Source organism: Streptomyces sp. JNUCC 64, from assembly GCF_054484115.1.
Genome location: NZ_CM137015.1, coordinates 2,412,366 through 2,435,744 on the forward strand (window position 1 = coordinate 2,412,366; position 23,379 = coordinate 2,435,744).

The window sequence follows — 23,379 nt, forward strand, 5'->3', positions numbered from 1 at the left end:
AGTTCAGTGCTGGTTGAGGGCGGCCCCGGACTTTGCCGAGACGGGGGCCGCCCTCGTTGCTGTTGGTGAGGTGGGGGGGTTACTGGGGGTGGCGGTGGGTGATCAGGTAGGTGACGCCGTCGTGGCTGGCGTAGGGGTGCTGGGTCCACTCGCGTCCGAGGCTGTCGGTGGCCGTGATGCCGTGTCCGCCGATGTCGGGGTGGACCAGGGCCATCGCGAGCCGCGCCGGGGCGGTCGTCTCCTGGTGGTCGGGGGTGACGCCCTGCCAGATCCGCTCGGTGATCAGGGCCCCGTGGCGGTACGTCGCGGTGACCTCGTGCTGGACGCCGCCCACCCAGACGGTCACCGAGAGGTCCCGTTCCTCCTCTCGCTGCTCGCAGGGGCAGGGCTCGGTGTAGGGGGTGCCGTCGGGGTAGGAGGGCCGTCCGGCACGGTGCCAGGCGAGGGCCTCACACGTGCGGGCGGTGTGGCAGGGGCAGGAGGGGCAGTCGTCCGGCGCGGCCCTCACCCAGCGGTGGCCATCAGGGGGTTCCAGCGACGGGTCATCGATCCATCGGGTCATGGGTTCCTTACGTTGTTGGATCAGTCGCCGGTCGGCGGCTCGTAGTACGGGTCGCAGTCGCTGCAGATGGTGAGTTCGCCGGGCCAGTCGGGGTTGGGGACGATGCCGCTGTCGCAGTCGTCGCGGGTGCAGGTTCCGGGGTTCTTCTTCTGGTTTGTCACAGGGTGGGGATGGTGTTGATGAGGGTGGTGGTGAGGTGGTTGATGGGGTCGGCGGCGCCGGTGGAGGCGAGGAAGAATCCGAAGCCGGTGGCGGTGAAGGCGGCGGTGGGGGTGAGGGAGCCGCCCCGGAGAAGGAAGAAGAGGACGAGTCCGAAGAGGGCGACGAGGGAGATGGTGATGGCCATGTGGTGTCTCCTTCGGTGGGTGGTTCAGCGGGTACCGGCGGCGTGGATGGCGCGGGTGTGGTTGGTGAGGCGTCGGCCGAGGCGGAGGCGTTTGCCGTGGCCCTTGCAGCGGCGGCAGGGCTTGTCGCGCTTGGGGCGTCCCTTGCGGTCGGTGATGACCTTGTGGCCGAAGCCCCGGCATGTGCGGCAGGTTCCGAACGGCGCGACCGCGCACAACAGTGCGTAACCGGCGAGGGTGGTGAGTGCGATGAGGGCACTAGCGGTGAGCATGGGGTGCCTTTCCCCTTCCAGGGCTGGGTGCAGGGGTTTCCGCAGGTGGGCCGCTAGACGCTAGGTGGCTGTTCAGGGGCCGTTTAGGGCGCTAGTGCGGCTGCTAGACCTAGCGGCCGGGGCCGCTAGGTCTAGCGGGTGCGTGGGGTCAGGCGGCGGCCCGGTCGGTGTTACGGCGTGTGATGGCGGCGGTGATGTCGGTGCGGTCGATGCCGCGCCGGTTGGCGCCCTTGCCGTCGTCGGTGGTGCTCCAGACCTGTCCGGGTTTGATGCCGTAGGGCTTGAGGGCGGCGGTGACGTTCTCGCCCTTCCACCCGGTGTAGGTGTCGGGCCGCAGGGAGGCCAGGCGGGTGGCGATGCGTTCGCACCACACGGCCTTCTCGCCCTCGGCCATGACGTCGAGGACGTCCGTGAGGATGTCGGTGCTGGCGGTCTTGTCGGGGCCCTTGCCGATGGCGTGGCCGGTGACGTTGCCGTATTCCTCGCGGGCCTGGCGGGCGCGGGCCACGACCTGTTCGGCGGCGACCGCGTCGACGAACGCGGAGGCGACGATGCGCGGGTCGTCGCCCTCACCGGCCATCCAGCAGATTCCCCGGTCGGAGCGGGAGAACATGGTTGCCCGGTATCCCGACTTGTACATCGAGGTGCCCAGCACCATGTCGTTGGCGGGCTGGCCCATGACCTTCAGGCAGAACCGCAGGACAGCGTTCGCGCTGATCCCGGTGGGCAGTGATTTGGCGTCGGGGCGCTGGGTTCCGAACAGGGTCACGATGCCGAGCGCGGGGCCCCGCTTGACCAGGTCGGTGCAGATCGCCTCGATCTCCGCGCCGTGCTCGGGGTGCTCGAACGGCACCTGGCACTCATCGAACCCGACCACGATCGGCCACAGCCCGAGGGACTTGTCGTCGGCGAGGGCGGGGGTGACCTTCGATTCCGGGCAGCGCGAGCGCGGCAGGGACTTGATGACCTTCGCCCGCCGCCGCAGCTCCTCTTTCAGTTCGCGCAGCGACTGGACGACGTAGGCGATGTCGTCGTCCTCTTCCCCGGCGCGGTAGCGGTGGCAGACGGGTTCCAGGGCGCCGAAGTCGCCGGTGCCCTTGAAGTCGAACGCGTGGACTTCGGCGCGTGGGTCGAGGGCGGCGATCAGGAGGAGCAGCCGCATGAGGAAGGTCTTGCCCATGCGGGGGACGGAGCCGACGACGACGGCCGCGAACATCAGCGTGACGGCGACGTCCCGCATGCGCTGGTCGTTGCCGAACACCACCGGACGGAACAGATCCACCGTCCCGGTCTTCAGCAGCGGCCACGCGGGTTTGGTGGTCTCGTTCATCGGCTTGTCCCCGACCCACAGGACCAGCCGCCCGTCGTGCTCGGCGGGGTCCGGGGAGGGCCACACGCAGCCGACCTTGCGGCGCAGACCGGAGGCCAGGGGCTTGCGGGCGTCCATGATGTCGTCCGGGGTGACGCCGTAGGGCAGGTCGAGGTCGGCCCGGTAGCCGGGGCCGTCCCGCACGATCTCGCTGGTGAACCGCAGACCGTTCATGTCGCCGCCCTTCTTGATGGCGGCGGACACCCGCGAGTTGCCGATCGAGTCGAGTCCGCGCAGCACGATCGACCCGGTGAGCTTCTGCACCTCGGTCTTCAGCACGGCCGGGCCGACGACCGGGGCGTCGGGCTGCTGCCCCGCCGCGCCCAGCAGCAGGACCCCGCCCGCCGCGAACGCGTACAGGAACGCGGGGGCGACGACGTACAGCCACAGGGCGAACCCCGTGCCGAACACGGCGGCGACGAGGGTGACCAGACCGCGCAGCCGGATACGACCGGCCCGCAGCCTCGCCAGACGCATGTACTCCTCGACGTCTTCGGCACGCACCGCGTGGTCACGCAGGGGCGCGGCCTCGCGGTCCCACACCCACCGGTTGGTCGACGCGACGAACCGGCACGCTCCCCGCGGTGCCATCAGCGCGAGCCGACCGGCATACACCGGGGCACGGACACCGTGGTACAGGGCGGCGTAGCCGAGGTTCGCACCCGTGTGGCGGGCGGTCGCCAGGAAGTCCCGGCGGTTCGTCAGCCACCCGGCCAGCACCGGCCTACGCTTCTCCACCGTGACGCCCGGACCGGGCAGAAGCGGGTTGTCCACCGCGACCGGCACGGCGGACGTCCCGCCGTCATCGTCTATGTCAGGCACGGGACGCAGGTGCGCCGCCGTGGGCGTGTTTGTCATGCTGGATGCTCCTGCTGCTCGGAAGAGTGGGAGGGCAGACCCCCGGGGACGGCCGTCCGGCCAAGGCATCGCCGTCCCCGGGGGGTGGCTACTTCCTCTTCGCGCGCCTGCGGTTGGTGTCCTCGCGGTGGGCGGCGCGTTCGTAGATGCGGTCGGCCTTGCGCTGGAGGTCGGAGAGGTCGACCGTGCCGGTGCCGGTCCGGTCGGGGTCCGCGAGGCCCCGCTTGGCCATCCGGGCGACCAGCCACGCGAGGCCGGCCTTCTCACCGGCTGTCAGCTTCACGTCGGACCGGCGCTGGTTCGGGTTGGGGTGCGGCATGTTCGGCCCTTTCCGGGCCGGGGCTGTCCCGGCTCCCCTCACCGCCCGAACGGGGTCGGGCGGATCGGGCAACCGTCAGCGGTGGGCGACGGCGGCGCGGATGATGTCGGCGTGGTCGAACGCCAGCGGGGGCAGGGCCGTGAGCGGCCACCAGCGGGCGGCGCGGGCGTCGTCCCCGGCGATCGCGGTCGTGCCGTCCGGCACGGTGGCGAGGTAGGCGATGGTCACGTACCGTCCGCGCGGGTCGCGGCCGGGCTGGTCCCACACGCCGATCTGCCGCAGAGCGGACGGGTCCACCCGGACTCCGGTCTCCTCGGCCAGTTCCCGCCCGGCCGCCTCAAGCGACGTCTCCCCTTGGTCGACGTGCCCCCCGGGCAGCGCCCAGCAGCCCTCGTACGGGGCCCAGCCCCGCTCGATGAGGAGCACGCGTCCGGCGGGGTCGACGGCGACGACATCGGAGGTCAGGCGGATGGTCTCGAACGTCTCGGTCTCAGTCATCTATGCCCCCTTCGGGCCGGGGCTGTCCCGGCTCCCCTTACCGCCCCCGGAACCGTGGTCCCGGGGGCGGTGCGGGCAGCCGTCAGCCCTTGCGGCGGAGGGTGCCGAGGTTCTTCGCGGCGGTGGTGCCCTCGGGTCCGCCGATGGAGCGGACGACAGTGACGACGCCCCACGCGAGGGCCACGGCGAGAAACGCGAGCAGGGCCAGGTTGGCGGCGATGGCGGTGAGGGCGCCGACGAGCAGCGGCCCGAAGTACACCCCCGCACCCACCGCCCCCGCCCCGATACCCGAGCCGAGCGCGACCCGCTGAACCGTCCGGTCCGGGGGCGCCTGGTGGATGTGCACCACCTGCGGCAGCGGCTGCGGCGCGGACGGGGGTTGGTGCGGGGCGGGGAGGTGGTGGGGGTGGGTGTAGGTGTGGGTGCCGTCGGGGAGCTGCACGACCCGGGGCACCTCGGGGAGGTTCGTCATGGTGGCTGCTCCTTTCAGAGCTGGTTGGGCTCCAGGGAGAAGAAGGTGACGGTGCCGGTCGTGAAGGTGGGGTTGTCGGCGGTGATCTGGTCGCGCAGCCACCGGTACACGTCGTGGCGGGTGTCGTTGGTGCCGGGGGTCAGGGTGCCGGTCCAGGTGGACATGGCCCTGCCGGGAAGGTCCAGGGTGAGCACGTACTGGTGTGAGCCCTGCTGCGGCTGGTTGGTGGACACGGTGTCTCCTCAGGCTTGGGCGGGCGTTGCGGGGTGCCCCCGGCTGGATTCGATCCGGCGCCGCCGCGGCTGGACGGGGGCTGGCCTGCTGGGTCAGGCGGGGGTGATGTCGCGGGCGCTGACGATGTCGTCCCGGGTGACGTTGCCGCTGTCCATGGCGATACGGACGTCCCCGTCGCCGAGGTGTTCCAGGAGGGTGACCTGGCGGCCGCTGTCCTTCAGGCGGTACTGGTCGGACTGTGCGGTCGGGATGGCCGGGGTGGTCGTCTCGCGCTTGCGCTTACCGAACATTGCGGGTTCCTTCCGGGTGGGTGGGGGACGCCGGGAGCCGGTGTCCCGAGTGCCCCGGGCCGGATTCGGTCCGGGGCCGTCGCGGCGTGCTGCCGGGGCTGTGTGTGACGGGCAGAAGCCAGTCAGGCGGGGGTGCGGCGGGCGGTGTCCGCTGCGGCGGTGCGGGCGGCGCGGTGGTAGGTGGGGGTGTCGCCCTTGCGGCGGCGCGGCGGGCGTGGCTTCTTCCCTTCAGCCTTGGGGGGCATTTGGGAAGTGACCTGCGGTTTTACGGTCCGGATCGGGACGACGTCGGCCAGTGGCGGCAGCACGAACGGCTCAGGGCCGAGTCCGGCGCGGACGCGTTGTCCGATCTCGTCGGGGCCGGGTGTGCGGGCCTCGGCGAGGCGGGTGGCGGACTTCCGGGCGCGGTGGACCAGGTCGGGTGTCATGCCTGGGGCGGTGGGTCCGTGGACCACTTCCCACGCGTGCGCCCACGCGTCCTCGGCGGTGAGCGTTCCGTGGGGCGCGGCGGACACGAGCCGGACCGCCAGCCGGTGCACCTGGCGGTGGTGCCGACGGCGGGCGGCGGCGTGGCGCCGGGCGGCGCGGTCGGTTCCGTCGCGGGCGGCGAGGGTGGACACCCACTGCCGCACCTCGAACAGGAGCGGGCCGAACAGCGTCACCGCCGCGAGCCCGACCCCGGCCGCCTGGGCGTCCGAGGACGACAGGCCCTCCAGGTGGATGCCGTAGGAGTAGTTGACGCTGGCGGCGAACCCGGCCGCCGCCAGCACCAGCCCCCGAAGAAGCCACCTCACCCAACCGGGCAGGCCGCGTGCGTCGGCGTAGGCGACACCGGCCGCCATCACCCACGCCGCGCCCTCCAGCGCGAACGGCAGCGGCAGCAGCATCGGGGAGATGTGCACGAAGTGGAGCACCTGGGCGGGCAGCGAAGCCAGCCCCGACGCGACCACCAGCGCCAGCGTCCCCCGCCGGTACACGTTCTCCGGCGTGAGCTGCCCCGCCCGCGCCCGGCGCCGCGCCGCACGGGCGGCGGCACGGTCCTCCCGCTCCCGCGCCCCCTCGGCCCGCCGCTCCTCCCGCAGCCGGGCGGCCCGCTGATCGGCGGCCCGCTCCCGCTCAGCACGCCGGGCATCGGCAGCGGCGGCGTCCAACCGCCGCTGCTCCGCCTCAGCGGCGTGATCAGCCCGCCGCTCCGCCCGGTAATCCGTCCCGGCCGTCATCCCGCCTCCCCGACGTCCCCGGAAGGGACGTCGTCGGGGGAGACGTCGGCGAACGCGGCCAGTTCGACCTGGGCGCCCGCGTACTCGCCTGCGGCGTGCAGCACCCACGTGCCGCTGGCCAGCACCCGGTGGGTGACGGTGTCCGGGGAGATCCCCAGTTCCTCCCGCCACGTCTCGAACGCGGACATCGGCGGGGGCCCGTACCTGCCCGTGTGGAAGGCCAGCTCCAGCCGGTCCGGCACGACCGGGGACACCGACACGGTCGGGGCGGGGAGGGCCGGGTGGTCGGCGGACAGCAGGCGCAGGGCCCGCAGCGGCACGGACAGACCATCCAGCACCGCAAGGGTGGTGGTCATGCCGCCTCCCTCGGGACGCTGGCGGTCAGGGCGCGGCGGGCGTCGAGGACGCGGCGGGCGGCCCGGCGGATACGCCGGTCGTCCAGCTCGGTGACGGGCCGGTCCAGGACGCTGATCACGGCGTCAAGGTGGTCCACCTCCGCGAGGACCAGCGGCAGCTCACGGTCAATCGCGTCCAGCTCCGCGTCCGACGGCTCACCGTCGAATGCGAGCCCCGCACTCGACACGGGGAGGATGATGTTCATGGGTTGTCCCTTCGAGACAGGAACGGCCCGACGAACCCCCGGGGTGGCCGCCCCGGGGGTTCATGCCGTTGGGAACCATCCGGCTCCCCTCAGCCCCGCCCGTACGCACCCCCGTAGAAGGGGCCCGGACGGGCGAGGGAGGCAACCGGCCGCAGCACCGCTGCGCAGGTGACCTGACATCCGCAAATCACCGGCTGGCCCGGTGCGCCGAAGCGACGGATCAGGGGGACGCTGTGGGCACGGCCGCCGTGCTGGTCAAGCAACGGGGGCCCCACGGTCTTCTTCGTTGGTACACATCAACCTCCCGGAACAGGTCGGACATGTGCAGGTCGTGCAGGTGTCTCGCCTTCAGGAACACGAGCTCCCGTTGTAGGCATGCGAGACGGTGACCTTTCGGTCTTGCCCTCCGGTTGACCAGGGATCCGGGACCCTCGGCCCGCTCTGTCCCGGGCCCCTTGTCGCGCTGTCGAAGCAGCCCGCTTCCGCGAGCCACCTCATGAGGTACATGTAGTACCTGTACCTCAGAATGGAGCGGGCGGTACGCGGTGTCAAGTCCTTCACTTCCTTCGGCTCCGCGAGCCCGCCGCCCTGAGGTACCTAAAGCGTGGCTTGATCAGGCACGACGATGAACTCCGCGCTTGCCCAACTCCAGGACGTCTTGGCTACGGTGAAGTCGTCCCAAGTCGTCCCTCAGGGAGAGAGCACGGCATGGCCAACGAGCGGTTGCGCGGCGCGATCGTCGAGAGCGGCATGACGCTGGATCAGATTGCGGAGCGCCTGGGGGTATCGGCGAAGACCGTGGAGCGCTGGGTCAACGAGCCCCAGCGCCAGCCGTACCGCCGGTACAAGTACGCGACGGCATCCCTTCTCAGGCGGGAGGTGTCCTACCTCTGGCCTCAGGAACGGACATCGGCAGAGGTCACCAAGGCAGGTAACGCGGAGTTGGTCCAGCTCTACCCGCACCGCTCCGTCGTGCCGAACCAACTGTGGCCGCAGCTCTACGCCGGTGCCACGCGGCACTTTGACGTGCTGGTCTACTCAGGCCTCTGGCTCACCGAAGATGCTGCGTTCCACCAGGTCGTGAAGGAGAAATCAGCCGATGGCCTACGAATCCGGTTCATGCTCGGCGATCCCGTCTCGGCGGCCGTCGCTGTCCGAGGCGAGGACGAGGGCATCGGCGGCGCGATGGCGAGCAAGATTCGCAACGCGCTGGTCAACTATGCGCCGCTGTTCAGGCTTCCTGGTGTGGAGTTCAGGCTGCACTCCACCACGCTCTACAACTCGATCTACCGTGCCGATGACGTGATGCTCGCGAACGGGCACCTGTACGGCGTGGGCGCGTACATGGCGCCTGTCCTGCACCTTCAGCGCGTTGCAGGAGGGGAGTTGTTCGATGCCTACGCGGAGAGCGTCGAACGCGTCTGGGAAAGCGCCCGTCCCATTTCCTCGCACACCGACCTGGGAGGATCGGGCGCATGAGCCGGATCGACTACTTCCGTGACCCCATGGCGCCCGAGGCCAACTCGGTGGTGCCGTCCGTGACGGTCGTGGTCCGTGATGACCACGGGCGCCTCCTTCTGATCCACAAGACGGATAACGGCTTGTGGGCGCTTCCCGGCGGCGGCCACGACATTGGCGAACGGATCGGAGAAACAGCCGTCCGTGAAGTCGAGGAAGAGACCGGAATCCACGTCGAGGTCGACAACATCGTCGGGCTCTACACCGACCCGGATCACGTCCTCGCCTATGACGACGGCGAGGTTCGGCAGCAGTTCTCCATCTGCTTCAGGGCCCACCCGGTCGGGGGCGTTCTCCGGACCAGCAGCGAATCGAAAGAGGTCCGCTGGGTGGACCCTGCGGACCTCGATGGCCTGGAAATCCATCCCTCCATGCGCCTCCGCATCACGCACGGCCTGGACGAGAACCGGCGGGAGCCCTACATCGGCTGATGACTGCGGGCTACGGCGGAAGCCATTCGGAGTTCCACTCGCTCGTGCGCGGCATGGATCTCCGGCGCCGCCCGCTGGATGAAACGGCCAACGATCGTGTCCGGTCCGTAGCGCTCCACGATCTCGTTCAGGCGGGCTGTCGGCGTGGTGTGCTCGCCGTACGGGGTCGTGGTCATATCGGAGACGATGAGCGCGTCCACCAGCTCCGGGCGCTCCAGCTCGAACTCGGACTCCAGCTCATGCCTGAGCCCACGCTCCTCGGCCTCCAAGAGCGCGCAGGAGTGATGGGCCACGAGCCGTACGACCCGTTCGTCAGCACCCTCCTGGTCGCGGAGGAACCGGGCGCCGTCGAGCGGGTGGAAGCCTGTCGTGGCGATGGGGGGGGAGTAACCGACGTCGTGCAGGACGGCGGCGGCTTCCAGAAGCTCAGTATCGCGTCCGAGGATCGGGCTCAGGGAACGGGCCCGCCGGGCGACACCGAGGGAGTGTGCCCAGCGGCGCGGCAACGGGTCGGACAGCATCAATTCGGAGAGCGAGTACGCCCAGGCGGTAAGCCCCACGGCTGCCAAGGTTACGTATCCTCCAGGTTCGTCGGGAGAGCGCGAACGGTACGGCCCTTGCCGTGGACCGTAGCCAGCAGGCCCGTTCCCTCCATCTGAGCGAGGGCGTGTCGGACCGCCGTGCGGGATGCGTCAAAGCGCTCGCGCAGCTTCGACTCCGACGGGTAGGTATCGCCCACCGCCAGCGAATCTCCCGTGATCAGATCGGTCATGCGGTCCACGAGCGGCCTGATAGGCGTGCTGGACGCCCGCCAGCCGACACCGGGGACAGAGGTGATGAGCTTCTCCGCCTCCAAGATCTTGAGCGCGCGCCGGATGGTGTTGCGCGAGACGTCGTGCGTCCGCATGAGAGCGGCTTCGGACGGAAGCGGGTCTCCGTCGAGCCCCTTCTCGATGTCCTTCCGCAGTGCCTCGGCGATCAGCAGATAGGTTCCGCGCGGGCTGGCCTCCGGCACGGCACCTCCTTCCGGGAGTGACGACTGCTGCCAGGGTCGCACGTGGCGGAGGCAACCGACCCGACCGGGCAACGGTGGTCCCGGCACAAGTCCGGCGACGACGCGGCCGTGGCCTTCTGCCAGCGGTAGGGGCCTCGCACGGTGCCGGGGTCCCAGCGAGAGCGGAGGACCGTCGCGACACACCTCCGACACACCTGAGCTTCCCGGAGTTCGTCGTCGGCTTGCCGCCCAGGTCAGAGATGGTGCGGGAAACGATCGGCACGATCACTCCGGAGCCGTGTGCGCAGGTTCGAATCCTGCCGGGGGCACTTCGCGAGAAGTGCCGAGAGAAGCCCTTGATCCGCAGCGATGCGGGTCGGGGGCTTCTTCGTCTCTCCGGACGCATACGCGTCGGGTCGTGCCGGGTTGTCGAGAGCTGGACCGTTCGTTTGGGACGGGGGCGGACGGCCCGTCCCGAACGGTCAGCAACTCGACGCGGACCGCCCGCGCCGGCCCGACGGTTTCCCGGCCGCCTCGCGGGGGCCCTGCACGTCGTCAGGGCCGCCCGGCCGTACGAAGGGGCGCGGGGTGGGCCGTCAGCGGGAAACGGAACCGGCGATCTTGACGAGGGCCAGGTCGTCGTCCGCTCCTTGGGAGCCGGAGAACTTCCACAGCGCGGGCTTGGCGTCAGCCGGAATCCGGTAGACGAAGTGCGCGTCCCGTTTGAACCCGGGCTGCACTTCCTCGCCGCACGCCTTGGCCTTCTGGTTCTCCTTGATCTGGTACACGTTCTCGATCACGTCGAACGTCCTGCCCTCGGCGTCGACGAGACCCTGCGAGATCCCGCCACCGCAGACGGGGTCGAAGGACTCGTCGCCGTCGTTGTAGACGGTGGTCTCCACGGTGACGTACTTCGCGCCCTCGCTGGCCTTGAGGGTCTTGGTCCCGTCGAAGTCGTCGATGACCACCGTCGGGGACTCGCGGACCTTCTCGACGACCACGGTCGCGCCGCCGCTCCTGACCTTCTTCCCCATCGCATGGCTCTCGACGGTGGGAGAGGCGCTGGGCTGCCCTTCCGTCTCCCGCCCGGCATCCTCGGGATACGTCCGGGTGTCCTGCCATGGTGACGCGCTGGACTCCGTCGCGGGCATCGCGTCCGGGCTGCTGTCGTCGCCCACGAGGGCGACGGTGACGCCGGAGGACACCCCGGCGACCACGACCGTCCACGCGGCGAGCAGCAGAACCGCGCGGCGGGACAACCGGGGTCCGGTGGGCGCGGGGGCCGGAGGGGGAGCCGGGGCGTCGGCGGGCTTGGGCGGGATCATGGCAGGGGACTCCTGAGGTGCGAACCCGGGATGGGCCGGGAGTTCACGGGTAGACAATCATCGCGCGGATCCCCCGTTGACGCTCCCGCACGGCTCCGCCTCCCGACTCCCGACTCCCGCCTACCGGCGCGCCTGCCGGGCACCTGGGCGGCAACGAGCGCGGCGCGGAAGGGCGGTCACCGGAGCCGGCTGCACGCGCGAGGACCGGGAGGACGCGGGAGGCGTCGGACCGGGTGGCGCTGACAGCTTCGCGGCTGATCCTGGGGCTCATCGATCGCCACTCACCTCACTCTCACCACATCCACCTCACCCAACTCAATACCCCCCATGGGTATTTGACAGGGCAGCGGGAGGAGATTTAGCCTCCCTTTCGGGATCAGATACCCCCCTAGGGTATAGAGAGAAGGGAGCGCCGATGAGCGGGACCGACTGGCACCTCAAGGGCGAGTGGTTCGACGTGTGCAGTTGTTCGATGCCCTGTCCCTGTACGTTCGCGCAGGCTCCGACGGGTGGGGCCTGTCGGTTCACACTGGTGTGGCAGGTCCACGAGGGACACTTCGGGGACGTGCGGCTGGACGGGCTGGGCGTCGTGGCGCTCGGTGAGTTCGCCGGGAACATGTGGGTGGACGACCCCGGGGCCACGATGTCGGTGATGTTCTACATCGACGCCGAGGGGACGTCGGAGCAGCGGGACGCGCTGGAGACGATCTTCCGGGGGAACGTCGGCGGTTGGCCCGGGAAGTTCGGTTCGCTCATCAGCGAGGTGCGCGAAGTGCGTTACGCCCCGGTCCGGTTCGAGGCCGCGCCGGACCTCGCGTACTGGGGCGCCACCGTCCCCGACCGGGTGGACGTCGGCGCCGTCGCGCTGACCGGCCCCACCTCGGACCCCACCCGCCGGGTCCAGCTCGTCAACGCGCCCGGGGCGGAGGTGGGCCCCGGACAGATCGCCACCTGGGGCGTGGTGAGCGCGGACCGCGCCGAGGGGTTCGACTTCTCCCGCGCATACCGCGGCGGTTCCAGCAAGCACTTCCCGTTCGACTGGCGTCCCGACGCGTGACCCGACCGGGTCCGTTCCCGCACCCGTTGCCCGTACGGGGCGGGACGGGACGGGCCCGGCGCTAGCTCCTCGAAGGGGCCGGATACAGGGGCTCGTGGTGGTGCCAGACGAGGTACCGGTCCTCCCGGCGCAGTTCCGCCGAGCCCCACTCCGCGCGCATCACCCCGTCCGCCATCGAGCACGCGTAGGCGACCAGGACGAGGCGCACGTCGTCCGGGAGCAGGGCGAGGTCCGGATGGGGGTCCGGTGGCTCCGGCTCGTCGAGGCCCAGGTCCAGTTCCTGTTGCAGGGGCTCCGGTCCATGACGGCGGATCAGGTCGGCCCGGAAGCCCTTGGTGCGGCGCAGCCGGGCCGCCGTCACGGGGACGTCCCGCTTCGCGTAGCGCAGCGGGTAGATCACCCGGTCCCGGACGACCACCAGGGTGCGTCCCTGGAGCCGTACGGGGACGGCTTCCGGGAGGGCCGCCAGACTGACGGCGAGTTCCTCGTACTGAGCGGCGTAGAGCCCGTGTCCGTACGCTTCCAGGGTCTGGGTGTGCACGCCCTCGTGGCCGTCGCGCGCCCTGGCATGGGCCCGGGCCAGGCTCGCGGGGATCAGGGCGGCCAGCCGGTCCGCCACGTCACCGAAGGTTTCCCCCGCCCAGCGGGACACCGTCCCCATGGTCGTACCGCCCTCCCCCTCGGGGCACCCGGGGGTGCCGAGCAGCGTTCCGTTCCCCGACAACCGTGCGCCGGGAGAGGGCGGATCGCAAGAGGCCGGGGGCGCGCGGCGGGCCGTTGCGGTACGCGGGGCGGCAGGGCGGCCGACCTGCGGGAGGAGGCCGGGCGCGGCCCCGTGGACGGAGGACCGCCCGCCGTGCCGCTTCAGGTACGGTCCTCGGAACCGGGGCGGCCCGGCACGGCCGACGGCGGCGGTCCCGGCCGCCCGACCGTGTGAGGGGGAGAGCGTCACCGTGTCCATGTGGCTGAGTCTCGTGAAAGTCCGGCCGTCCCTGTTGACGGAGGCGTTGATCCGGCACGAAGTGCTCGACGCCGTGTTCTTCGGCGGGGGCGGCGGTCCGGCACCCGACGGGTTCCGCCCGGTGGGGGACTCGTTCGGGCACGACTACCGTTCGCTGATCGAACTCGCCGAGGACCGGGCGCGGGTGGAGGGGGACTCCCCCGTCTGGGAGGCCGCCTACCCGTGGCTGGCGCGGGCGACCGGACGCGGATGCGAGGTCGTCGACGGGTTCGGGTTCCGGTACGGGCCCGCGTTCACCCTCGGCACGGCCGAGGTGCGGGAGGTCGCCGCAGGGCTCGCGCGCGAACACTGGAGCCGCTCGGTGCGGGCCGCCGACTGGGACGTCCGGCGCGAGGACCAGGACCTGGACGACCTCGTGCCGTTCTTCGCCGCCGCGGCCACCGAGGGCCGGTGCGTGATCGGCGGGGTGAGCTGAGCCGCGCGCGCCGGAGCGCCGGACCGTTCCGGAGCCCGCCCTGTTCCCCGGGCACCCGGCCGCTTTCCCCCTTCCCCTTGCCCTTCCCCTTCCCCTTCCTCTCGGCGTCGTCCCCCTCCCCTCCCCTTCCTGAGAGGTCGTCCCGTGTGGCACGGCTGTGAGCCCGTCCTCGACGACGAACCAGGGCGGTCCGGGCGGGAGGTGAGGGGATGGCGGATCCCCGGTACCGGGGAGCTGGACGTGGAGTCCGAGGGGGTCGGGCTGACCGTGACGCCCACCGGGGCCACGGTCCGGGTCGAGCTGGCGTTCGCCCTGGCGTACACGGAGTCAGCGACCGAGCCGTACCGCCCGCTCGGGCCCGTCACGCTGGTGCTGGAGGACGTGGAGTCCCTCGCCCTGGACACCCCGGGCGGTCCCCGTCGGCCGGGGTGGCGGCGGGCGCTCGGCCGGGACCGGCCGGACGAGGTCATGCGCATGGAGTGGGACGGGGAGGAAGACGTCCTCCATCTGCGGGAGAACGGGCTCGTCCTCTCCTTCCGGGGCGGCCGCTGGCGGTGGGTGACCTGAGGAGGGGCCGCCCACAGCGGTGGTGAGGAGGTGGGGCGGCGGCACCTCGGCCCCTGCGGCTTCCGGTCCGACCAGCGGAACGGGGGCGTGGCGGGCGGCCCTGGACAACGGCGCCCGGTGTGAAGCGAGGGTCGCTCAACCAGCGATCGGCCCGTCCCCTTCCGGGTCCCCGTCCCCTTCCGGGTCCCCGTCCCCTTCCGGCTCCCCGCCCTCTTCCGTGTCCCCGTCGGTTCCGCCGCTCCCAGCGCTCCGGTCGCCGTCGGCCTCCCCGACGACCGCTCCCGGCTGGCCCGGCTGGTGGCGCAGCCGGGCGACCAGCGCGGCCCAGCGGTCGTCGAAGGCGGCGAGGTCGAGCAGTCCGGCCAGTTCCGTACGGCAGCGCGCCTCGGCCCGCTCCCCGCGCTCGGCCCCGGCGGGCGTCAGCTGGCAGTAGACGCCGCGCCGGTCGTGTTCACAGCTCACCCGGGTGGTGAGCCCCTTCTTCTCCAGCCTGCCGACGAGTCGGCTCATGGACGACTGGTCGAGCCCGACCGCCGCGGACAACTCCTGCACCCGGGTGCCCCGGGTGTGGCCGTGCCGCAGCTCGATCAGGACCAGCAGCTCCGGCAGGGACACCTGGAACTCGGCGGCGAGGACCCGCTCCAGCGCCGAGTTCAGCTGCCCGACCATCAACGTCAGCCGTCGCCAGCGCCCGAACTCGTCGAGCCGTCCGGCAGGGCCGTCGACCACCATCCCCGCTCCCTCCGTCACCGTGCCGCCCACTATAGGACCCCCTTGAGCCGTTACATGCTTACGCATACATGGGGGGCAGGGCTATCAACCGCAGCACCTCCGGTGACGTCTACAGATCCTCAGCTTTCCAGGCTCGCTCACTGTCAGGCTCCCAAACTTTTCCCAACTAGATGCATGCACACGCATTCGCATCTATCGTAAGAGCGGATCTCAGAGCGCGGCTTCCCGCGCCGCTCCCCCCTGCCCTCCGACACCGAGGCGGTACGCCATGGCACCCGGAACCTCCCGCTCCCCCGCGACCGGAGGCGCGCCGCACCCGCCCCCGGTTCCCCGCCCCCGGCCGGAACCCGAAGACGACGGACGCGGCGGGAGCGGCGGGAGCGGCGGAAACGACCGGCTCGACCCCGCGTTCCTGCGGATGGCGGCCGTCCTGCTGCTCGCCCTGCTGCTGGCGCTGCTGGACGAGACCGTCGTCAACGTCGGGATGCGCACCCTGAGCGACGAGTTCGGCGCGCCGCTGCCGACCGTCCAGTGGGTGACCGCCGGGTACCTGCTGGCCGTCGCCGTCGCCACCCCCTTCGCGGGCTGGGCCGTCGACCGCTACGGCGGCCGCGTCATGTGGTTGGTGGCCGTGTCGGTGTTCGTCCTGGGTTCGCTGCTGGCCGGACTGGCCTGGAGCGTGGAGTCCCTGATCGCGTTCCGCGTCCTCCAGGGCCTCGGCGGCGGGATGATCGTGCCGGTGGTGCAGAGCGTCCTCGCCACCGCCGCCGGACCCGCCCGGGTCGCCCGGGCGATGGCGCTGATCTCCCTGCCCCTCACCCTGGGGCCGGTCCTGGGGCCGGTCGTCGGCGGAACGCTGGTCGACCTCGTCGACTGGCGCTGGATGTTCCTGGTGAACCTCCCGCTCGGAGCGACCGCGCTGCTGCTCGCGGTCCGCGCCCTGCCCGCCGGTCCGCACCGGGGTGATCCCGGCCAGCGGCTGGACGTGGTGGGTCTGGCACTGCTCTCCCCCGGCTTCGCCGCGCTCGTCTACGGACTGACCAGCGCGGCGCACGGCGGTGACGCCGCCTCACCCGGGGTGCTGGCGGCCCTCGTCGGCGGGACGGCGCTGCTCGTCGCGTACCCGGTGCACGCGCTGCGCGCCTCCGTGACCCCGCTGATCGACGTCCGGATGTTCGCCGAGCGGGGCTTCGCGCTGGCCGTCGTCCTGATGTTCCTGGTCGGCGCGGTCGCCAACGCGCTGCTGTTCCTGACCCCGCTCTACCACCAGCAGGCACGGGACTCCGGGGTGCTGCGCGCGGGACTGCTGCTGATCCCCTCCGGGGTGCTCGGCGCGGTGGGGGCCGTGGTCTCGGGACGGACGGCCGACCGGGTGACCGCGCGGCTCACCTCGGCGGTGGGCATGGCGGTGACCGCGCTGGGCGCCCTGGTGTTCGCCCTGGCGGGACCCGGCACCGGAACGGGCCGGCTGTCCGTCGCGCTCGGGGTGACCGGCTTCGGGATCGGGCTCACCGCCCCGGGGACGATGGCCTTCCTGTACCGGGCGGTCGGCGAGGCCAGGGCCGCCCGGGCGACCAGCGCGCTGTTCGTGTTCAACCAGCTCGGCGGGGCCCTCGGCATCGCGGTGGCCGCCGTGGTGCTCCAGCACCGGCTGGCGGGCGCGGCGGGCGACCCGTCGTGGGCCTTCGGCGGGGCGTACGCGGTGGTGGTCGCCCTCGCCCTGGCCGCCGTCCCCGCCGCCCTCGCCCTGCCCGGCCCGTTCCGCGTCCGCCCGCCCCAGCCGGCCGCCGGGCCACCGGAGCACCGGGGCTGAGCCCGGGAACCCGTCCCGGGCTCCCGGGTATCCGGTATCCGGCCTCCTGGACCTTCCGCGTTCAGGAGGCCGGGACCGCGTCACAGGAGCCTGACGGACGGAACGGACGGGATGGACAGAGCGGGAGAGGTAGGAGGGGTTCTGGAGTCGGGACCCGGGCTCGCGGCTGAGACGCCCCGGGGCTCGGGACCGAGACGGCACCGGGCCCCGGGCTCAAGGCTGAGGGCCCGGGGCCGAGGGAGCGGTACCGGGCATCCGGGGTTCAGGACTTCCGCTCGGGCTCCGGGCCCCCGTCCGTTTCCGGACCGCCGTCCGGTTCCGGGTCCCCGTCCGTCCCGGACTCCGGGCCGCCGTCCGTCTCGTAGTGGATGGTGCCGTCCTCGTCCATCCGGAGGTGCATCTGCTCGGGGCCGTGGGTGTCGGTGTCGGAGGGGCGCGGGCCCTCGGGGCCGTCGCTGCCCCAGCGGACCATCCGTTCGATCCGGCAGATCCGGAAGTGGTCGCCCACCACCCGCACCTCGTCGGCCCGCCGCTCCGAGCGGAACCGCTTCGCGGCGCGGGCGTAGGCGGCCTTCTTCTGCGGGGTGAGGCGCATCATCCGGGGCCAGAAGTCGCTGAGCCCGTCGTAGAGCATCCGACGGGCGTCGTGCGGGGTGGACAGCAGACCGGCCCGGGGGCGCCAGCGGTCGCCCTGGCGCTCCGCCACGGAGAACCCGACCGGCAGCAGCGCCACCTCGGGGTGGGTGAGCACGGCCCGTTCGCTGTCCTCGCGCATGTCGTCGGAGAAGAAGTCCCCCTGGTAGCTGAAGTCCCGCAGCGCGAGTTTCAGCGCCGCCGCCATCAGTCCCCGGTCGGCGGCCGGGTCCAGGACGACGCCCTCCTCCGGGTCGGGGAGCCCGCCCTGGAACTCCCAGGAGGCGTCGGCGGGTTCGGGGTCGGTGGGGCGCGGGGGTTCGAGTCCGTTCTCGCCGCCCCGGGCGAACTGGTCGGCGCGGACGATCCGGAAGCGGCGGCCGAGGGCGGTCACCTCGTTGACCGGTTCGGTTTCCAGCAGCGCGACGGCGGCGAGGAGTTCGCGCCGCTCGGCGGGGTCGTCGGTGTCGTCCTTGGCGTGGAACCACAGATGGGAGTTGAGCGCGTCCCGGGATTCCTGCGGGCGGCCGTCGGTCACCGAGGAGAGCAGGCTCCAGCGGTGGCCCCCGGCGCCGTCCGGGTCCCCGACGGCGATCCCGAAGACCGGGCCCCTCAGGAGGAGGTTCGGATAACGGTAGGACGCCTCCACCGCGTCCGCCTCGGTCACCCACTCCGTGGGGTCGTCCCGCTGCACCAGACCCTGGTGGATCCGGTCGAGTCGTCGCTTCCAGTCGTCGCCCATCATGCGCACATTGTCGTGACGCGGGGCGCCCGGGCCCGCCGTATCTGCACAACTGACCGGACTTGTTCGCCATGTGCACGTCCAGACCGATCCGTCGTCCACCGCTCCGGACGCTCCGCACCGGGTGCGCCGGGGCGCGCGACGGCCCTCCGGGCGCCCTCGTGGAGGTGGTCCGCCGGGGCTCGAACAACGGGTGAGCGCCCTCTCACAACGGCGCTGGCGAATCCCTCCAAATCCGCTCGAAAGCCTGGCCCGTTCCCCGCCCGCTCCGGCGTGAAGTAGATCAACGTCCGCCCCCTGTACTCCTCACGCGCCCCCGCGTGCCCCTACTGAACGGATACCTCGCTCACCACGTATCTCCCAACGTCGCGCGCCTGCCGCAGGGGTGCGCGGCAGCCGAAAACATCGCCCACGACGACCGAAACTCTCTCCCCTGATGACCCAAAGTCCACTTCAGCCGCATACGACATGAGAATCCTCTCCTCTTTTCCGTCACCTGTTTGATTGGACTGGACACTCTCCCTATGAGACTCAGGAAGGCCAATCTGGCGATCACGGTGGTGGCAGCCCTCGCGGGTGCCGGCATGGTGGCCGGACGGGCCCTGGTGGACGGAGGCGAGCCCCTTGACCTGGGGCCCGTGATCGACGTCCGCGAGCCCGGAACCACTGTCACCCCTTCGCAGACGGTCTCGCCGCCCCCCATCTCACCCCAGGGCCCGAAGACCCCCCTGCCCACCCCCACCGGCACCCGGGTGAAGGCCACTCCCCACGCGCCAGCCCTGCCCACCCAGGCACCGCCGCCCGCCCCGGAGCGACCCGAACCGCCCCCCGCCTCCACCGGACCCCCGGGCGGCTCGCCCGTCCCGACCCCCGTACCGCCGCACAGCTCCCACGACCACGAAGAGCCCGGAGACGACGAGCACGAGGAGGAGGACGAGGACGAACGCGAGGAACAGGACGGCAACGAGGAATCCGAGGGCGACGACGACGTGAGCATCGGTGACTCCGGAGAAGGAGGGGACGATTAGGAGTGCGTAAGCACACCGCCAGCGCACGGTCCAGGATCGTGGGCTGGATGATGCTCCTGGTGGGCGCCGCCATCGCGGCGCCCACCGTCGGGCTGATCGTCGTCTGGCAGGCCCAGCTCGACGCCAAGCTCGACGAACAGCTGCAGCGCGAGGTCGCGAACCTCCGCCACTTCGCGAAGCACACCGACAACAACGGGCAGCGCTGGACGGACGGTTCGGTGCTGCTCACCCGGTTCATGACGACCAATCTGCCCAACCGCGAGGAGACGTTCTTCAGCATCGTGGACGGGCGCGCCGACCGCCGCAGCTCCGTCACCCCGCCGCTCCGGCTGGACAACAGGCCGGAGGTGGTCCGGCAACTTGCGGCGCTCGACAACTCGAAGACCCAGACCGGCTGGCTCGACACCGAGAAGGGCCGGGTCCGCTACGGCGTGGTCCCGGTCCGGGTGAAGGGCGACCCCCAGGACGTACGGCTGGTGCTCATCGAGTTCCGCGACCGGCAACTGGTCGAGCAGCGGCGGCTGGCGAAGATGCTGCTGGCCACCGGGCTCGGCGCGCTGGTCTTCGCGGGGCTGGCCAGCTGGGTGGTCGCCGGACGGGTGCTCGCCCCGGTGCGGCTGGTCCGTCAGACCGCCGCGCGGATCAGCGAGTCCGATCTGACCCAGCGGCTGACGGTGACCGGGCACGACGACGTCGCCGCCCTCGCCCACACCTTCAACCGGATGCTGGACCGGCTGGAGCAGGCGTTCACCGCCCAGCGGCGCTTCCTCGACGAGGTCGGCCATGAACTGCGCACCCCCATCACGGTGGTGCGCGGCCATCTGGAGCTGATGGACGGGGTCACCGCGACCGGCGGCGGCGTCCGGGGCGGCACCCCGGGCGGGCCCGCCTGGGAGGGGCAGGTCCCGGTGCTGGACGCCTGGTCCCCGTGGAACGGCGGGCCCCGGGAGCTGGGTCCCGAGGAGCGGGCCGCCACCCGGGCCCTGGTCCTGGACGAACTCGACCGGATGAGCCGGATCGTGGACGACCTGCTGACCCTCGCCAAGGCCGAGCGGCCCGACTTCCTGAGCATCGGTGAGACCAACCTCACCGATCTCATCGTCGACGTGGTCGCCAAGGCCCGCGCGCTGGGCAACCGGCACTGGCGGGTCGCCGCGGTCTCGGAGGAGACGGTCCTGGTGGACGGCCAGCGCCTCACCCAGGCCCTGATCCAACTCGCCTCCAACGCGGTACGGCACACTCTGGACGGCGACCTCATCGAGATGGGCTCGACCATCCGGGACGACCGGGTCCTGCTCTGGGTCCGGGACACCGGGCCGGGCGTCGGACCGATGGACAAGGAACGGATATTCAACAGGTTCGCCCAGGCCAATCTGATCGGCGCGGCGGGCAAGTCGGGCTCCGGCCGGGCGGGGACGGGCATCGGGCTCGGACTCGCCATCGTCCGGGAGATCGCCGAAGGACACGGCGGCACGGCCTGGGTGGAGGACGCCCAGACCGGAGGAGCCCGGTTCGTCCTGGATCTGCCGGCGTACTACCCCTGGGAGGAAGGACACCATGCACCGGATTCTCATAGCGGAGGACGAGGCGGGAATCGCCTCTTTCGTGGAAAGAGGCTTAAGGGGATATGGATTCGCCACCTCCGTGGTGGGTGACGGGCTGTCGGCGTACGAGCACGCCCGCGCCGGGAACTGCGATCTGATGATCCTGGACCTGGGGCTGCCCGCCGTGGACGGTCTCACCGTCCTGCGCAAGCTGCGCGAACTGCGGGTCACCCTGCCCGTGGTGATCCTCACCGCCCGGGACAGCGTCTCCGACGTGGTCGCGGGTCTGGAGGGCGGCGCGGACGACTACGTCTCCAAACCGTTCGCCTTCGAGGAGCTGCTCGCCCGGGTGCGGCTGCGGCTGCGCGCCGAGGGCGGTCCGGAGGGCTCGCTGCTGCGGGCCGGGGACCTGGTCCTGGACCTGCGCACCCGGCGGGTCCATGTGAACGGGCGGGTGGCGGAGCTGTCGGCCCGGGAGTTCGCGCTGACGGAGGTGTTCATGCGCAACCCCGACCAGGTGCTGACGCGTGAGCAGCTCCTCAGCCGGGTCTGGGGGTTCGACTACGACCCCGGGTCCAACATCGTCGACGTGTACGTCCGCTACGTACGGCGCAAGCTGGGCCCCGACCGGGTGGAGACGGTCCGGGGCGTCGGCTACCGGCTCCGGGCCTGACCGCTCCGGAACCCCCGCGGCAGCGCGTCCCGTTCTCTCATCTTCTTCTCCTCTCCCCTCGCCGCCCTCTCATCTCCCCCCTCCGCCCGAACCCCCACACCCCCCTCGACCCTCTCACCCCCTCGGCCCTCTCCCCACCCCCCCCCGGCCAGTGACCGCGACCCCCACCGCGCTCCCGGCCCCCGTCCCGACCCCGACCGACGACTTCCCCCAGGAAAGACCAGCCACCCCCACGACCCCACACCCCCTCACCCCTGACGCTTCGACCCCACCCCCACGGCGGGACCCGAACCCCACCCCCTCCAGGGCCCGCCCGCCCCTCACCCCCTCCCCGGGACCCGGCACCGACCGGGTCCGGCGCCCTCCCCACCGGCGCCCCGGGCCTCCGGACCACGGCGGACCACGGCGGACCACGGCGGACCGGAGCGGCCCCCACCCGGTGACCCCGGCGGGGGGCCGTCCCTCCCGACGGCCCCGTCCCCCACGGGGCCGTTCCGCCGAAGGCCCCGCCGCCCCGCCACCGTGCTGTCGCCGCGCCCCACCGGCCCCATCCGCCCCGGTGCCGGGCCCGCCCCGCCGATATCGATGGCCCCACCAGGCACAACACCGGAATCACCCGAGATCACCCACCGCCGGACAGGGGATGTCCGCACCAGCTCAGGTGGGCGGCAGGGCGCTCTGACATCGTTGTCGGCCCGGTGAGAGGTCTCTCACGGCGATCTCACGGCTGACTCATCACCTACCCGCATGCTTCCGGGCCAAGACATCCACCCCCGGATGTCCCAACTCCCGCAGCGGCCATAGCCTTTCACAGGCCCCGGCCGCTGGTTCAGCCAGGAGCATGCCATGAAGAAACTTCTCGACAACGCACGCACCTTCCAGCAGCGTGTGGCACCCGAGAGCGAGACGTACCGGCAGTTCGCCGCCGGTCAGAGCCCCGGGACCCTCTTCATCACCTGTTCCGACTCGCGCATCGTGCCCTCGAACATCCTGGGCTCCGCGCCGGGGGAGGTCTTCGAACTGCGCAACGCGGGCAACATCATCCCGCCGTACCGCCCCGGACGGCAGTCCGGCGAGGCCGCCACCGTCCAGTACGCGGTGGAGGTGCTGCGGGTCCAGGACATCATCGTCTGCGGCCACTCGCACTGCGGTGCCATCGCGGCCGTCGCCCAGGAGCAGGACCTGACCGCCCTGCCGAGCGTCGCCGAGTGGGTCTCCTTCGCCCGCCCCGGCCTGGCCCCGATGCTGGGCACCCCGCCCGAGGACCCCACCCTCTCGGGCTTCGTCCAGTCGCACGTCGCCTCCCAGCTGGAGACGCTGCGCGGCTACCCCGAGGTGCACGCGGGCATCGCCGACGGCCGGCTGAGGCTGCACGGCTGGTTCTACCGGGTCGACACCTGTGAGATCCACGAGCTGGACGAGAACGACGGCGCGTTCCACCGCCACTGAGCGCGGGGCCGGGCCGCTTCCGGACCCGGCGGACGGACGACCGGCCAGGGCTCAGGCCGCTCACCCGACCGTCAGGACCCCCGGGACGGCCCGGCTCCGGCGGGGCTCCCACGCCCCGCACCCCGGTACGGGACGGACCACGTCCCCCGTGCGTACGGCCCGGACAGCACTCGCGCGCGGACCGTGTCCCCGTCCCGTACCGGTTCACCCCGACCCACCCGCACGCCAACCCCTGTGAACCGGCCTCCGCGCCGGTCCCCGGGACCCGCCCCCCACGGGTTCCGCTCCCTCACCCCAACCCCCCACGGACGCACCAGGTCGTCAGGTCCGCGCTCCCCCATGGCGCCCCCCGGCCGACGGCCCGGATGCGGCGAAAGGAACGATCGCTGTGTCAACTG

29 protein-coding genes are annotated in these 23,379 nt (G+C 71.8%); 10 read left to right on the forward strand and 19 right to left on the reverse strand.

All coding sequences use genetic code 11. The annotated features are described in order from the left end of the window. Positions 1 to 79: 79 nt before the first annotated feature. The 13 genes from ACVWNX_RS09515 to ACVWNX_RS09575 all read right to left on the reverse strand — a co-directional run bounded on the left by ACVWNX_RS09515 (position 80) and on the right by ACVWNX_RS09575 (position 7,039). Positions 80 to 562 carry a hypothetical protein gene (locus ACVWNX_RS09515; protein WP_454413461.1) on the reverse strand — a complete coding sequence of 161 codons (483 nt, stop codon included), beginning with the start codon at positions 560 to 562 and terminating at the stop codon, positions 80 to 82. A 20-nt stretch (positions 563 to 582) separates the two neighbouring features. Continuing rightward, positions 583 to 723 carry a hypothetical protein gene (locus tag ACVWNX_RS09520; RefSeq protein ID WP_454413462.1) on the reverse strand — a complete coding sequence of 47 codons (141 nt, stop codon included), beginning with the start codon at positions 721 to 723 and terminating at the stop codon, positions 583 to 585. Further along, a complete protein-coding gene (locus ACVWNX_RS09525; RefSeq protein WP_454413463.1) occupies positions 720 to 908 on the reverse strand; it encodes a hypothetical protein in 189 nt (62 codons plus the stop codon). Before ACVWNX_RS09525 ends, ACVWNX_RS09520 begins: the two co-directional genes overlap by 4 nt. Before the next feature lie 24 nt (positions 909 to 932). Continuing rightward, positions 933 to 1,178, reverse strand: coding sequence for a hypothetical protein (locus ACVWNX_RS09530; RefSeq protein WP_454413464.1), 246 nt, complete (start codon positions 1,176 to 1,178; stop codon positions 933 to 935). A gap of 148 nt (positions 1,179 to 1,326) precedes the next feature. Further along, positions 1,327 to 3,405 carry a cell division protein FtsK gene (locus ACVWNX_RS09535; protein ID WP_454413465.1) on the reverse strand — a complete coding sequence of 693 codons (2,079 nt, stop codon included), beginning with the start codon at positions 3,403 to 3,405 and terminating at the stop codon, positions 1,327 to 1,329. 88 nt (positions 3,406 to 3,493) lie between these two features. After that, positions 3,494 to 3,724, reverse strand: a complete 231-nt coding sequence (locus ACVWNX_RS09540) for a DUF6257 family protein (RefSeq protein ID WP_454413466.1) — start codon at positions 3,722 to 3,724, stop codon at positions 3,494 to 3,496. 75 nt (positions 3,725 to 3,799) lie between these two features. Next, entirely contained in the window at positions 3,800 to 4,222 is a 423-nt protein-coding gene (locus ACVWNX_RS09545) for an NUDIX domain-containing protein (RefSeq protein ID WP_454413467.1), read from the reverse strand. A gap of 82 nt (positions 4,223 to 4,304) precedes the next feature. Beyond that, positions 4,305 to 4,694, reverse strand: a complete 390-nt coding sequence (locus ACVWNX_RS09550) for a DUF6251 family protein (RefSeq protein WP_454413468.1) — start codon at positions 4,692 to 4,694, stop codon at positions 4,305 to 4,307. A 14-nt stretch (positions 4,695 to 4,708) separates the two neighbouring features. Next, on the reverse strand, positions 4,709 to 4,927 hold the full coding sequence (locus ACVWNX_RS09555) for a hypothetical protein (RefSeq protein WP_454413469.1): 219 nt from the start codon (positions 4,925 to 4,927) through the stop codon (positions 4,709 to 4,711). A 93-nt stretch (positions 4,928 to 5,020) separates the two neighbouring features. Next, entirely contained in the window at positions 5,021 to 5,218 is a 198-nt protein-coding gene (locus ACVWNX_RS09560) for a hypothetical protein (RefSeq protein ID WP_454413470.1), read from the reverse strand. A gap of 122 nt (positions 5,219 to 5,340) precedes the next feature. Beyond that, positions 5,341 to 6,438, reverse strand: a complete 1,098-nt coding sequence (locus tag ACVWNX_RS09565) for a hypothetical protein (RefSeq protein ID WP_454413471.1) — start codon at positions 6,436 to 6,438, stop codon at positions 5,341 to 5,343. Continuing rightward, complete coding sequence (locus ACVWNX_RS09570; protein ID WP_454413473.1) at positions 6,435 to 6,794, reverse strand: hypothetical protein; 360 nt, start codon at positions 6,792 to 6,794, stop codon at positions 6,435 to 6,437. The genes ACVWNX_RS09565 and ACVWNX_RS09570 overlap by 4 nt, the downstream gene beginning before the upstream one ends. Beyond that, the gene (locus ACVWNX_RS09575) at positions 6,791 to 7,039 is read right to left on the reverse strand and encodes a DUF6284 family protein (protein WP_454413474.1); all 249 of its coding nucleotides are present in this window, start codon (positions 7,037 to 7,039) and stop codon (positions 6,791 to 6,793) included. The genes ACVWNX_RS09570 and ACVWNX_RS09575 overlap by 4 nt, the downstream gene beginning before the upstream one ends. Positions 7,040 to 7,747: 708 nt before the next feature. Between ACVWNX_RS09575 and ACVWNX_RS09580 the strand changes: the two genes are divergently transcribed. Beyond that, complete coding sequence (locus ACVWNX_RS09580) at positions 7,748 to 8,518, forward strand: helix-turn-helix domain-containing protein (protein WP_454413475.1); 771 nt, start codon at positions 7,748 to 7,750, stop codon at positions 8,516 to 8,518. Next, entirely contained in the window at positions 8,515 to 8,988 is a 474-nt protein-coding gene (locus ACVWNX_RS09585; RefSeq protein ID WP_454413476.1) for an NUDIX hydrolase, read from the forward strand. The genes ACVWNX_RS09580 and ACVWNX_RS09585 overlap by 4 nt, the downstream gene beginning before the upstream one ends. On the opposite strand, the gene ACVWNX_RS09590 is transcribed toward ACVWNX_RS09585, so the two are convergent. The 3 genes from ACVWNX_RS09590 to ACVWNX_RS09600 form a co-directional block, all read right to left on the reverse strand. Further along, positions 8,976 to 9,557, reverse strand: a complete 582-nt coding sequence (locus tag ACVWNX_RS09590; protein WP_454413477.1) for an HD domain-containing protein — start codon at positions 9,555 to 9,557, stop codon at positions 8,976 to 8,978. The two genes, ACVWNX_RS09585 and ACVWNX_RS09590, sit on opposite strands and share 13 nt — an antisense overlap. Before the next feature lie 2 nt (positions 9,558 to 9,559). Further along, the gene (locus ACVWNX_RS09595; RefSeq protein ID WP_454413478.1) at positions 9,560 to 10,003 is read right to left on the reverse strand and encodes a GntR family transcriptional regulator; all 444 of its coding nucleotides are present in this window, start codon (positions 10,001 to 10,003) and stop codon (positions 9,560 to 9,562) included. Between the two features lie 575 nt (positions 10,004 to 10,578). Then, entirely contained in the window at positions 10,579 to 11,307 is a 729-nt protein-coding gene (locus ACVWNX_RS09600) for a DUF4352 domain-containing protein (RefSeq protein WP_454413479.1), read from the reverse strand. Positions 11,308 to 11,722: 415 nt separating this feature from the next. On the opposite strand from ACVWNX_RS09600, the gene ACVWNX_RS09605 reads away from it, so the two are divergent. Beyond that, positions 11,723 to 12,364 (forward strand): DUF1326 domain-containing protein, encoded by a 642-nt coding sequence (locus ACVWNX_RS09605; protein WP_454413480.1) that lies wholly within the window; start codon positions 11,723 to 11,725, stop codon positions 12,362 to 12,364. A 61-nt stretch (positions 12,365 to 12,425) separates the two neighbouring features. On the opposite strand, the gene ACVWNX_RS09610 is transcribed toward ACVWNX_RS09605, so the two are convergent. After that, positions 12,426 to 13,025, reverse strand: a complete 600-nt coding sequence (locus tag ACVWNX_RS09610; RefSeq protein ID WP_454413481.1) for a hypothetical protein — start codon at positions 13,023 to 13,025, stop codon at positions 12,426 to 12,428. A gap of 346 nt (positions 13,026 to 13,371) precedes the next feature. Between ACVWNX_RS09610 and ACVWNX_RS09615 the strand changes: the two genes are divergently transcribed. Together ACVWNX_RS09615 and ACVWNX_RS09620 are read left to right on the forward strand one after the other, a co-directional pair. Beyond that, positions 13,372 to 13,800 carry a hypothetical protein gene (locus ACVWNX_RS09615; protein ID WP_454413482.1) on the forward strand — a complete coding sequence of 143 codons (429 nt, stop codon included), beginning with the start codon at positions 13,372 to 13,374 and terminating at the stop codon, positions 13,798 to 13,800. Between the two features lie 240 nt (positions 13,801 to 14,040). Beyond that, positions 14,041 to 14,367 carry a hypothetical protein gene (locus ACVWNX_RS09620; protein WP_454413483.1) on the forward strand — a complete coding sequence of 109 codons (327 nt, stop codon included), beginning with the start codon at positions 14,041 to 14,043 and terminating at the stop codon, positions 14,365 to 14,367. Between the two features lie 135 nt (positions 14,368 to 14,502). Here ACVWNX_RS09620 and ACVWNX_RS09625 read toward each other — a convergent pair whose 3' ends face one another. Then, positions 14,503 to 15,117: a MarR family winged helix-turn-helix transcriptional regulator gene (locus tag ACVWNX_RS09625; RefSeq protein ID WP_454413484.1), complete on the reverse strand. Its 615-nt coding sequence runs from the start codon at positions 15,115 to 15,117 to the stop codon at positions 14,503 to 14,505. A gap of 250 nt (positions 15,118 to 15,367) precedes the next feature. Here ACVWNX_RS09625 and ACVWNX_RS09630 point away from each other — a divergent pair, with 250 nt between their 5' ends. Next, a complete protein-coding gene (locus ACVWNX_RS09630; protein ID WP_454413485.1) occupies positions 15,368 to 16,912 on the forward strand; it encodes a DHA2 family efflux MFS transporter permease subunit in 1,545 nt (514 codons plus the stop codon). A 262-nt stretch (positions 16,913 to 17,174) separates the two neighbouring features. Here the strand turns inward: ACVWNX_RS09630 and ACVWNX_RS09635 are convergent, their stop codons facing one another. Continuing rightward, positions 17,175 to 18,287, reverse strand: a complete 1,113-nt coding sequence (locus ACVWNX_RS09635) for a DUF5954 family protein (RefSeq protein WP_454414688.1) — start codon at positions 18,285 to 18,287, stop codon at positions 17,175 to 17,177. A 524-nt stretch (positions 18,288 to 18,811) separates the two neighbouring features. On the opposite strand from ACVWNX_RS09635, the gene ACVWNX_RS09640 reads away from it, so the two are divergent. From ACVWNX_RS09640 to ACVWNX_RS09655, 4 genes are all read left to right on the forward strand, one after another. Next, positions 18,812 to 19,315 (forward strand): hypothetical protein, encoded by a 504-nt coding sequence (locus ACVWNX_RS09640; protein ID WP_454413486.1) that lies wholly within the window; start codon positions 18,812 to 18,814, stop codon positions 19,313 to 19,315. A 47-nt stretch (positions 19,316 to 19,362) separates the two neighbouring features. Further along, complete coding sequence (locus ACVWNX_RS09645; protein WP_454414689.1) at positions 19,363 to 20,970, forward strand: sensor histidine kinase; 1,608 nt, start codon at positions 19,363 to 19,365, stop codon at positions 20,968 to 20,970. Next, complete coding sequence (locus tag ACVWNX_RS09650) at positions 20,873 to 21,532, forward strand: response regulator transcription factor (protein WP_351241080.1); 660 nt, start codon at positions 20,873 to 20,875, stop codon at positions 21,530 to 21,532. The genes ACVWNX_RS09645 and ACVWNX_RS09650 overlap by 98 nt, the downstream gene beginning before the upstream one ends. Before the next feature lie 846 nt (positions 21,533 to 22,378). Beyond that, complete coding sequence (locus tag ACVWNX_RS09655; protein ID WP_454413487.1) at positions 22,379 to 22,981, forward strand: carbonic anhydrase; 603 nt, start codon at positions 22,379 to 22,381, stop codon at positions 22,979 to 22,981. Positions 22,982 to 23,379 lie beyond the last annotated feature (398 nt).